9 protein-coding genes are annotated in these 8,088 nt (G+C 45.5%); 3 read left to right on the top strand and 6 right to left on the bottom strand.

What is annotated here, in order from left to right:
* On the bottom strand, positions 1 to 198 hold a 198-nt coding region (locus IKG78_RS11680), incomplete at its 3' end, for a phosphoribosylaminoimidazolesuccinocarboxamide synthase (protein WP_290943617.1).
* A gap of 179 nt (positions 199 to 377) precedes the next feature.
* Entirely contained in the window at positions 378 to 674 is a 297-nt protein-coding gene (locus IKG78_RS11675) for a hypothetical protein (RefSeq protein ID WP_290943614.1), read from the bottom strand.
* A 173-nt stretch (positions 675 to 847) separates the two neighbouring features.
* Between IKG78_RS11675 and IKG78_RS11670 the strand changes: the two genes are divergently transcribed.
* The 3 genes from IKG78_RS11670 (at position 848) to IKG78_RS11660 (ending at position 4,132) form a co-directional block, all read left to right on the top strand.
* Complete coding sequence (locus IKG78_RS11670; RefSeq protein WP_290943612.1) at positions 848 to 1,351, top strand: hypothetical protein; 504 nt, start codon at positions 848 to 850, stop codon at positions 1,349 to 1,351.
* 215 nt (positions 1,352 to 1,566) lie between these two features.
* Positions 1,567 to 2,688 carry a hypothetical protein gene (locus IKG78_RS11665; RefSeq protein WP_290943610.1) on the top strand — a complete coding sequence of 374 codons (1,122 nt, stop codon included), beginning with the start codon at positions 1,567 to 1,569 and terminating at the stop codon, positions 2,686 to 2,688.
* 226 nt (positions 2,689 to 2,914) lie between these two features.
* Positions 2,915 to 4,132, top strand: a complete 1,218-nt coding sequence (locus IKG78_RS11660) for a hypothetical protein (RefSeq protein WP_290943608.1) — start codon at positions 2,915 to 2,917, stop codon at positions 4,130 to 4,132.
* Positions 4,133 to 4,222: 90 nt separating this feature from the next.
* On the opposite strand, the gene IKG78_RS11655 is transcribed toward IKG78_RS11660, so the two are convergent.
* The 4 genes from IKG78_RS11655 to IKG78_RS11640 all read right to left on the bottom strand — a co-directional run bounded on the left by IKG78_RS11655 (position 4,223) and on the right by IKG78_RS11640 (position 7,811).
* On the bottom strand, positions 4,223 to 5,221 hold the full coding sequence (locus tag IKG78_RS11655) for an ElyC/SanA/YdcF family protein (RefSeq protein ID WP_290943606.1): 999 nt from the start codon (positions 5,219 to 5,221) through the stop codon (positions 4,223 to 4,225).
* Positions 5,222 to 5,243: 22 nt separating this feature from the next.
* Positions 5,244 to 5,741, bottom strand: coding sequence for a GNAT family N-acetyltransferase (locus IKG78_RS11650; protein ID WP_290943604.1), 498 nt, complete (start codon positions 5,739 to 5,741; stop codon positions 5,244 to 5,246).
* Positions 5,742 to 6,015: 274 nt separating this feature from the next.
* Positions 6,016 to 6,648 carry a tRNA (adenosine(37)-N6)-threonylcarbamoyltransferase complex dimerization subunit type 1 TsaB gene (gene tsaB, locus IKG78_RS11645; protein ID WP_290943602.1) on the bottom strand — a complete coding sequence of 211 codons (633 nt, stop codon included), beginning with the start codon at positions 6,646 to 6,648 and terminating at the stop codon, positions 6,016 to 6,018.
* Positions 6,649 to 6,776: 128 nt separating this feature from the next.
* Positions 6,777 to 7,811: a D-alanine--D-alanine ligase gene (locus IKG78_RS11640; RefSeq protein WP_290943600.1), complete on the bottom strand. Its 1,035-nt coding sequence runs from the start codon at positions 7,809 to 7,811 to the stop codon at positions 6,777 to 6,779.
* Positions 7,812 to 8,088: the final 277 nt, after the last annotated feature.

Here is an 8,088-nt window from a genome sequence, read left to right as displayed (position 1 = left end):
GTGCTGGAACCAGAACAGCGAAAGCTGGTTGAGGATTTTGCCCTTACCAGGAATCGGGGTGGGGAGCACCACGTCAAAAGCGGAAAGACGGTCGCTGGCGACCATCAGGAAGCTGTCGCCCAGGTCGTACATGTCGCGTACTTTACCCTGGTGGAACAGCGGAACTTCGGTAATGGGAGTATCAAATTTTAAGCTCATAGTGCTAGCAAATATAGAAAAGTAGGAAGTAGACAGTAGGCGGTAGGAAGTATAAAATGGTTTGTGATTAGTGGTTAGTAGGCAGTAAACAGTGGGCTGTTTAAGAGTTTTGTGCAGTGGGCGGTGAGTGTCATCCCCGCATTACGACTCGTCATCCTCGACCTGATCGAGGATCTATGCTAATTGTGCTTGAATTTTTCGTAGTCGAGTTTATCATCGACTTTGATGTATTCTTTTTCTTCGTAATGAACTTTTGCTTCGGGCATTTTTCCCATGTAGGTGCTTTCGGCGTTTGATGGCGTAGGCATTTTCGTGTTCATATACGTTTGCGTGTCGCGGCCTTCACGGATCAGTTGCGTTTCGTTTGGCGTGTTTCCGATTTCTATGGGTTGGTAGCCTCGCGGGTCGGAATTGGCACATGCATCAAGAGTTAATGTGGTGGCGATAACGGCAAAAAATAATGCAATCTGTTTCATAATGCTCCGAAAAATATTTATGAAGACTTTATATAAAATACAAAAAAAAGTATTATGGACTCCATTGGCTTCTTTGCCTCTAGAGTGAGGAAATATATGATTACTATATTACATTAAATAAAAACTTGTTGAGTGTTTGTAAAATAAGGAATTAGGTTGACGACGAGCGTTAAATGAGTAATTTCAAGTTCAAAATAATTGTGATTGCTTCCGTATTGGCATTCTTTGTTGCCGGCGCTTTTGCGTGTGATACTTGGGGGAGTGCTGATTATGATGAAATGATGGAAACTCTTTCTTTGGGAAAACAGGGCGAAGCGTATTCCATATTGATGACCAATCATTGTGAGGATTCGCTTGCTTGGCGCATGGCAAATAATTTAATGAGCGGAAAGGAACATCCAGTTGATATGTTTAGATGGATTGTGCAAGATGGTTGTAAAACGAAATGGGTCTACGCCGGTATTCCTATCTATTACGTTAGATACAATAAAGATAAGTATGAAGGAGTGGAAATAATCAATTCATTTGCTGATGTATATAAAAAAAATGATTGTTCACACGATGAACAAATAGCTATTGAAATTGAAGTTGATGGGGTCGGCTCTTATTTCTACTGGGATTTAAATAATTATAAAAAAGAATATAAGATTGATTTTAGGCATGTTGTAAAGCGATAGAATATTAAGTCGATGGTTTATGCAAAGGACGGCTTAACGCTGTTTCTTATGCTACACAGTGTTGCATATGGATAGTAAATGTTTATTATTTTAATAAAATTGCTTAAAATTATTAAAAAATCTTAGTTTTTGTTGCATGAATGTATTGATTTTGCAAAATAAAATGTCTATATTATGAATGAGAAAATTTAGTGGTTTCCTAAAAGGAGAAGATTATGAAAAAGCTTTCGTTTTTTGCTTGCTCGGCGATTGCCGCTATGATGTTTGCTGCTTGCGGTGAGGATTCTTCTGCGGGGAGCTTTGTTCTGCCTTCAACTAACGGCTCGGACGTTGTGACGGACTCGCTTTCCGAAACATCGTCTTCGAGTATGGCAGTTTCTTCTTCGAATATTGCAGTTTTCTCTTCGAGCGGGACTGCCTATTCGTCGAATCTTGTAGCAGAATCGAGTTCCGCGACGCTTTTGTCTTCTAGTACAGCGATGTCGTCGTCTGCAGCGGAGAGTTCGTCGTCGGCTGTTTTGGAACCAATCTTGCCTGTGACGGATGCCTACGCCGAGTGCATGGCAAGAAAAAAAGATCCCTTGCTCGATGGAAACCCAATTCCTGGTGGAGATGGCCTAGCGCTTCCGCCGGTTGCCTATCGTCGTGTTGACGCTAAAAAAGTCAGTTTCAGTCTAGAAAATATTTTGTTTGCATGTAACGCCCGGTTTGATTCATTGAATGTGTATCCGTCTGGCGATACGTTGTACGTGAAAACGAAAATAGCCCCTTCGGATGCGGAAAAGTGCGTTTGTGTGTCAAAAGTTCATTTCGACGTTGAGGCTGATTCTGCTTATTCCACAGCAAAGCTTCTTGTTCTCGATGACGGGTCCAGCACCAATTTTGGAAACAGAATGAAAATTGTGGACTTGGTTGATGATGTGGAAGAGGTGTATCACGTGGGGAAATCCGATGTCCAGGCGGTGTGCAGGAATGACCGCGTGACGGCGGAAAAACCTGCTTTAGTGGGCGCATGGTCAGATATTGCTGATACCGCTTCGAAAGAGCAGCCCTATGCAAGGCGGATTACCGGTGGAGATGGTTTTGATGCGATTGAAATGGACGATGTTTATGCACCGTGCGGGATTGTTTTTGAAGGTATTGATGTTGTTGTGTCTGGAGATACGCTTTATGCGGACCCGAAATTCAGTCAGCCTGTACCGATGACGAATTGCTTGTGCTCTACGCGCATTAGATTTAAAATTGAGCAAGATTCTCGCTTTACCAAGGCGAATTATCTTGTCTATGACCGTTCTCGTACAATGAGGTTGTTGAATTTAAAAGCGAAAATGGATTGACTTGTAACTCCTTGATAGAATAAGTCTCGCCTAAACGGGCGGGACTTTTTTTATTAGTGAAACTTTTTGTTGTATATGCAACAGGGTGTTGCATAAAGAATTTAATTAATTGAAAAATGAATAAAAATTTGCTGATTTTGATTAAAAAATCAATTTTTTGTTGCATAATGTATTGCTTTTGCTGAAAAAAAGAATATATTTATTGATGTAAAATAAGGAGTCTCTTATGAAAAAGTCATCTTTTTTTGCGAGTGTTGCGTCGTTGTCGCTTATGCTGGGTGCTTGCGGCGATGATTCTTCTGCGACTGGAGTCGATTTGGCCGAAGGGAATTTGTCGTCTGGCGTTGTAGAGCTTTCTTCGGGCGAGGAGGCTTTATCAAGTGTTGTTGCGGAATCGTCGTCTGGCAAGGTTGTTTCGTCTTCGGGCAAAGAGATGTCTTCGTCATCTGTCAAGGCGGCTTCTTCGTCGGCTGCGGCTCCTGCGTCTAGTGCGAATGTCCAAAAGAATTTGTCTTCGTCTGCGAATAAAGTGGCATCGTCCTCTTCTGTTGCTTTGTCTTCATCTGTCGCGGTTGCCTCTTCTGCTTCTAATTTGCCTAAGAGTTCGCCTTCGGTTGCTGCGGATCCGTCGCATTTGAAAATTACAGATGCTGTTGCCCAATGTGGTGCTCGTGTCACAATCGAAGATCCTTTACTGGATGGCTCGTCGTCAGAAGCGTCCATTTTGCCTAAAGAATACGATAATGCTCTTCCGCCGGTCGCAGGTCGGTATGTCAGTACGGAACGCACTGGGTTCAATATTGAGAATGTTACAATGACTTGCGGTGCGACTATTGATACTTTAGATGTTTATGCATCGGGTGATACGGTTTATGTGAATGCAAAATTAGATTTTACGAATGCACAGAGGTGTCTCTGTCCCTCGAAGGTGGATTTTGCAGTAGATAATGCTCCTGCTTATTCTAGTGCACGTTGGCTTGTATTTGACGATGGCTCTAGTAGAAATCTCCACAATACGATGGAAATTTACGACATTCATGTCATTACGGTTGAAGAAGTGATGACGGAACAGACTACGACGGATGTTGATGTTGTATGCAAGAATGACAGGCGAACGCTTGACAAACCGTCTTTGGCAAATTCAACACTGCTCCCTGTTATTGATACCGCTTCGACAAAGCAGATTTATGCTATGAGACGCGATATCGGCGAAGGTTATGAGATGATTACCATCAACGAACTCGATGTGGGATGCGGTGTAAAAGATGTGCAATTTAAAGTTGGTGCATATAATGATACTTTATATGTTAAGTCATCCGCAGGTTTGTATGGAACAAATTGCACTTGCCCGTCGCGTATTGATTTTAAGATTAAGAAAGGACTGCAATTCTCCAATACCCATTACCTTGTTTTTGACAGGCGTGAAGCCATGCCGTTACTGTAAAAAAATGGAGCTTTTTAATAGCTGAATAATCCTGTTAGGGGACCGTGTCAGGAGGAGAAGAGCTTGCTCAGCAATGGGCAAGCTTCTTTTTTACTTTTTGGCTTTTGCGGGGGCTTGTGGCTTGGCGGAATTGGCTGCCTTGGGTGGATCTTTCTTTGCGTCCTTGGCGCTCTCTTTCGCTTTCGTTTGTTCTTTTGCCGTTGCTTTGTTTGTATCCTTGGATGGTTCTTTTTTGTTCTCCTTGGATTCGGTTTTTGGCGGCTCTGCTTTTTGTGTTTTTTCTGTTGAAGATTCTTTTGCGGATTCCTTTTCGGAGTTGCTGTTTATTTTGTCTTCGAGCTTCGGGAGGAGCTTTTGCATGTTGACGTTTGCTCGTACTTCGCGTTTGTAATCAGCGTAAGATTTGATGGGCCTGTAGTAAGAGGAGTCGGCGGCAGTGAGCGTGTCTGTGTTGAATGTTTCGAAATACGATGCGAAAAGGGCTGCCCAGCTACGGAGCCAGTCTTTGCGTGACTCGCGACTGCTGTACCAGCAGGATGGGTTGTATGTAACGTGATGGATGTCTGTTGTTAAGTAAACAGGACTATTGCCCGAGAGCTTTTGAAACATTCTTTTGGCGCGGAATGTTGATGCCGCATCTGTTATTAGGAGCACTGTGTCTGCATTGTGTTTCTTTAACCACGGAATAAGAGTGCGTGCTTCGCTGATGGTGGAGGGGTCGTCGTGCGGAACGAGAAAGACTACGTTGTTGTCGAATGCCCCTTGCTTCATGAAATCTTCGACATAGAATTCGGAATTGCTCCTGTCGCGGAGGGTGCGGCGGCCAAGCAGGAGCACGGAATCGACCTTGCCTTCTCTGAGAAGGTTGGCGGCGTAGTCCGAACGTTCCAAATCGGCGCTTTGACCGTCGAGAACGGCGACCCATTTGGCGTGCTTGAATTCGTCTTCTTCGACGAGCCAGTGCCCGCTTTTTTCAAAGATCGCGTATGTGACAATGGCGATTGCTAGTAGCACAAGCAACGCAATGCCGATGCGGATATTCTTTTTCTTTAAACTTTCGTTCTTGTTGAATTTTAATATTTTTGACAAAATAATTACCTGTTGCTGTTTCTTATAAAGTTTTTTTAGTTGCTTTCCCTAAAGATTTTGTGTACTTATATAGTGCCGCGTCTTCGCCGTCGGAGTAATACTTTTTGCGGATATTGTACAGTTTGAATCCGTGTTTTTCGTAAAAATTGCGAGCTTTTGTGTTCCCGTCACGGACTTCTAAAAAGCATTGGTCGTCATCGTTTGTGAGTTTGTCCAAGCCTGCTTTTAAAAGTTGTGTGCCGATGCCTTTGCGTTGTTCTGTACCGCGTGTGGCGATGCTCAACAGTTCGGAGTCGGGACCGAGCAAATGGAAAATCGCATAGCCTAAGAGTGTTCCGTTTGGTATCTGGCCCAGGCTGTTTCCGTCTGTTGCTTCTGAAGATTCGCAGACGACGCAGTAGGCGTAGCTTGCACGGATTTCAGACAGGAACTGTTTTTCGTTCCAATCTTGAAATGCAAGTTCCCGTTGCAGTTCGAGAACTTGCTGCAAGTCGTTTTCTGTCATCAGTCGCAATTGCATTTGCTTATCCTTTTTACTAACCACTAAAATTCACTGGATCCTATCGGTCGCTAAGCTCCCTCCAGGATGACGTTTTCCTTTTGCTTTTTACTGTCTACTTCCTACCGCCTACTTCCTACCGCCTACTTCCTACAATATTCAAAACCTCTTTCGTCTGTAGCCCGAAGGGCGTTCTCTCGTCTTTCGTCTAACGTAACTGGATCCCCTCCGCTTCGCTTCTCGGGATGACGCGTTCCTCATACATTCTACTGTTTACTAACCACCAACCACTATTCTACACCTTCAGCTTCTCGAAGTACGATGGCTGGATGTAGTTTGCTTCTTGGATGAGCGAAGGCTTGATGGTTTCAAAAAGCGGTGACCACATGCTGAGCGGCTTGTCCGTGTCGAGGATGGTTTCGATTCCTTTGTCCTTGAACATGGCGACGAGCGATTCGTCAGCGAGGGCTGCCGCATCGACTACCGCTTTGGTGACAGAGCTTGATTTGAGCCGCTCGACGACTTCTGCAGTTTCGATAAAGCTTTCTTCGTTGTTCAGACGTAGATACCAGAACCCGTTGCGTGCGCGGATGACGACCGCTGTATCGCTGTCGGCGACTCCTGAAAAACAGGCGAGCGCTTGCAATGTCGTTGCTCCGTACAAATTGCGTTTTCCGCTGAAGCAGAGCCCTTGGCAGAACGCAACGCCTGTACGCAGTCCGCTGAACGATCCCGGCCCGACTGTCACCATGACGCGTTTTACGTTGTCGAGTGTAGCACCGACTTTAGCAAGCAATGAATCTAGGCTTGCACTTAATATTTCGCCTTTGCCTGTCGGATCCACGATTTCTTCGTAAACCGAGTCCGCACAAAGTGCCATCGAAATTCCCTTGCGGGAGGTATCTACTATTAGGTCGTAGTTGGTCATTAGGATGAATTTAGTGGTTAGTAAACAGTGGTTAGTAAACAGGGATGATTTAAGTGGTTAGTAAACAGTGGTTAGTAAACAGGGCGGCTTCGCCACGATTTTAACCCCTAACCACTAGCCACTAACCACTACCTCTTTATCTCCAGGCTCTTGTCGATAATTAAATCGATGAGCTGGCTGTAGGTGATGCCGACGCAAGCAGCCTGTTGCGGCAAAAGCGATGTCGGGGTCATGCCCGGGAGCGTGTTCGTTTCAATCGCAAAGAGTTCGCCATCCTTCGTGATGCGGACATCCGTGCGGCTGTAGCCTGCGCCACCCAAGGCGTAATGGGCATTTTTCACGAGTTCTTGGATGCGTGCGGTGAGCTCCGGTGTAAATTCCGCCGGAGTCACTTCTTGGCATTCGCCGTTGTACTTGGCTTCAAAGTCGAAGTATTCGCGGGTTGTCATGCGCATTTCGGTGGGCGGCAAGGGCTTTTCGCCTTCGATGTAGCCGCAGCTTGCTTCGCCGCCTGCAATGAATTTTTCGCAGAGCAAGCGGTTGGAATCTTTAAACAAGTCTTGTGCGATTTTAGCGGCTTCGTCGAGATCTTTCGCAATGCCGATGCCGATGGATGAACCTCCCAGCGGATCCTTGATGACCAACGGGAATCCGAGTTCGTCGGAGACGTTCACGAGCGTGTCGCCTGTGAAGTCGTGCTTCCAAATGACGCGGTAAGGCGGAGTCGGGATGTTGTTTGCCTTGAAAATTTCTTTCGTCTTGACCTTGTCCATGGCGAGAGCAGATGCGAGGAGACCGCAGCCCGTGTAAGGAATATTCCAGTTTTCAAGCATCGCCTGGATGTGGCCGTCTTCGCCCCATTTGCCATGCAGTGCGAGGAACGCGATATCTGCCGACGGAAGTTCCGAAAGTGCCGGGGACTTCTTCTTGTTTGCAGCGGTGCCTTCGAGGCTGTGGAAATAGTTGACGGAAAAATTCGTTTTCTGGTACGGAGAGAGTTCGCGGGAAGACCAATGCCAAGTGCCGTCTTTATCGATGAGCACGGGGTGGATGTTGTACTTTTCCGGATCCATGGCACGCACAACGCCTGTGCCGCTGACGACAGAAACATCATGTTCAGTAGATGGACCGCCCATCAAAACCAAAACGCGTAAACGGGACATAAAAAACCTCTTTGAAATCTTTGTGTTTAATCTAGTAAAAACAGATTAGAGACTAGAGGCTAGAGACTGGAGATTAGAGCCTAGGGATGAGTGTCTGTCATTCTGAGGCGAAGCCGAAGAATCTAGTGACTGTTAGTTGTTTGAGGCTAGAGATTTGAGATTAGTGGCTAGTGACTAGAGACTTGAGGGAGGAATGATGGGGCGTGTGGGGATTTATATGTTCTAAGTTGGAAATGTGATGAACTTTTTTGCATCAATAAAACGGGTTTTGGGCAGT

Origin of the sequence: Fibrobacter sp. (assembly GCF_017545445.1) — a bacterium.
Classification (GTDB): domain Bacteria; phylum Fibrobacterota; class Fibrobacteria; order Fibrobacterales; family Fibrobacteraceae; genus Fibrobacter.
This window is presented reverse-complemented; position numbering and strand designations above follow the sequence as displayed.